This is a genomic window from Enterobacter sp. AG326, assembly GCF_004362415.1.
GTDB classification, from domain to species: domain Bacteria; phylum Pseudomonadota; class Gammaproteobacteria; order Enterobacterales; family Enterobacteriaceae; genus Enterobacter; species Enterobacter asburiae.
The window spans coordinates 1-2,126 of record NZ_SNXG01000022.1 but is presented as its reverse complement, the minus strand read 5'-3'; the positions used below and the strand labels follow the sequence as shown (position 1 = coordinate 2,126).

The window sequence follows — 2,126 nt, the reverse complement described above, 5'->3', positions numbered from 1 at the left end:
TGTCAACGCCAAGATTTATGACCGTTTTTCGCCATTTTTAATGTCCGCTGTTTGATCACTTCTGTTGTCCGCTTTCCGCCATTTCATCATCACTGATTGGCGTTGCGTTTTTGGCCAGCACTCCGGCTTTGCGTTTCTCCTTCAACCGGTAACTTTCTCCTTTTATATTCACTGTGGTTGAGTGATGCAGCAACCTATCCAAGATCGCTGTTGCCAGTACGTTATCGCCGAACATCTCTCCCCAGTCTGCGAAGCCTTTGTTTGATGTCAGGATTATGCTCGCTTTTTCATACCGGCGATTCAGCAGGCGGAAGAACAGGCTGGCTTCCTCTCTGTTCATCGGCAGGTAGCCTATTTCGTCCAGGATTAGCACTCGCGCATAGCTCAGCTGTTGTAGCTGACGCTCCAGCCGGTTTTCCAGCTTCGCTTTCATCAGTGTTGCTACCAGCCTGTCGAGTGGCATGAACAACACCCTGTGACCTGCATCCGCCGCTTTCACACCGAGGGCTACGGCCAGGTGGGTTTTCCCCACTCCAGGAGGCCCCAGCAGGATCACGTTCTCACAGCGTTCCACGAACGCCAGACCGGCCAGCTCCCTGACGACCTTACGATCGATACCTGGCTGGAAGCTGAAGTCGAACTGCTCCAGCGTTTTGACCCACGGCAGACGGGCCTGCTTCAGCCGGGACTCCATGCCGCGCTGATGCCTGCCGTTCCATTCCTGCTGCAGCGCCATACACAGGAACTCCCGGTAGTTCAGCTCTTTTTTAGCTGCCTGCTCCAGCAGGCTTTCAACGTGATAGCTCAGATGTTCCATTTTCAGGCGACTCAGCAGCGCTTCAAGTTCATGCATCACAGCAGCTCCTCATACGCACTCAGTGGACGATGCTCCACCATGCTGACCTGCTGCCAGAGCGGGGCATGATGTTCCGGCACCGTTTGCCAGCCAGATGATGCTGAACAGAGCCGGTGCGATGCCACCTGCTGCTCATTACTGTAGATCCGCAACTCATCATCCAGCGATATGCGTATCGAGACCGGCTGACCACACAGCGTTTCGGGAACGCTGTAGCGATTGCCGCCAACCTCGATATAGCCGTCCCAGGACACATGACGGATGTCGAAGTAACTGGTATCGAAGTCCGTATCCGGCAACAGCTGCAGATGTTCCTGCTCCAGTGCGAAGCGCTGTTCCGGGGTCTGTCTGAACTGGCGAAGCTCCCGTTTGTCAGCCACATCGACCATCCACTGCTCCAGTTGCTGATTAACATGGGCGAAGCTGTCGAACCTGCGGTACCGGACGAAGAAGTTCTCCTTGAGATATTTCACCATCCGCTCCACCTTACCTTTGGTTCTGGCCCTGCGCGGACGGCAGGCACGCGGCAGGAAGTCATAGTGGTCGGCCAGCAACAGGAACCCGGAGTTGAACACCACTTTCCCGTTGTTATTTTTCAGCACCGCCGCTTTCTGGTTATCAACCAGCACTGTTTTCATACTGCCACCGAAGTGGCGGAAGGCGCGAACCAGCGACTCATAGGTGTGTTCAGCATCCTGCTTTGGCGCGGCGAAGACATGGAAGCGACGGGAGAACCCCAGCGTATTAACCGCGAAGTTAACTTTGCATCGCTGCCCGGCGACCTCCACCTCAACTTCGCCCCAGTCGTGCTGCAGCTGGTAACCGGGCTGGGTTTCGAAGCGAACTGTTTTCTTCGATGGCCGCATTTTGCGCTTAGGCTGGATGTAATAGCGCAGCATGGAGCGTCCGCCGGTGTAACCCATCGCTTTGATTTCTGCGAGGATAACCTCGCCATTCCAGACATTCTCGGCCAGACGCGTGTCGATATAGTCCATGAACGGCTTCAGTTTGGCCATTTTGTGGCGCGTCTTTCTGGCCGGTGGTTCAGGGTATTTAAGATACCGTCTGACGGTGCGTTCAGAGCAACCCACTTGAGTTGCAATGTCGATAATGTACGCACCCTGCTTGCGCATTTGCTTTATCATGTAAAAGTCCTCTCTGCTCAGTATGTCGATGTCCTTTCTGGTGTGGGAACCTCAAGGAAACAACATGTTGGGTGGAGCGGACAATTCAAATGGTGAATTACCGTCTTATATCACTGGCGCTGACA

At 54.4% G+C, this 2,126-nt stretch carries 2 protein-coding genes; both read right to left on the bottom strand.

All coding sequences use genetic code 11. From position 1 onward, the window contains the following. Positions 1–55: 55 nt before the first annotated feature. A complete protein-coding gene (gene istB, locus DFO52_RS23020; protein WP_080155210.1) occupies positions 56–853 on the bottom strand; it encodes an IS21-like element helper ATPase IstB in 798 nt (265 codons plus the stop codon). Continuing rightward, positions 853–2,025, bottom strand: a complete 1,173-nt coding sequence (gene istA / locus DFO52_RS23015; protein WP_133551271.1) for an IS21 family transposase — start codon at positions 2,023–2,025, stop codon at positions 853–855. Before istA ends, istB begins: the two co-directional genes overlap by 1 nt. Between the last annotated feature and the right edge of the window lie 101 nt (positions 2,026–2,126).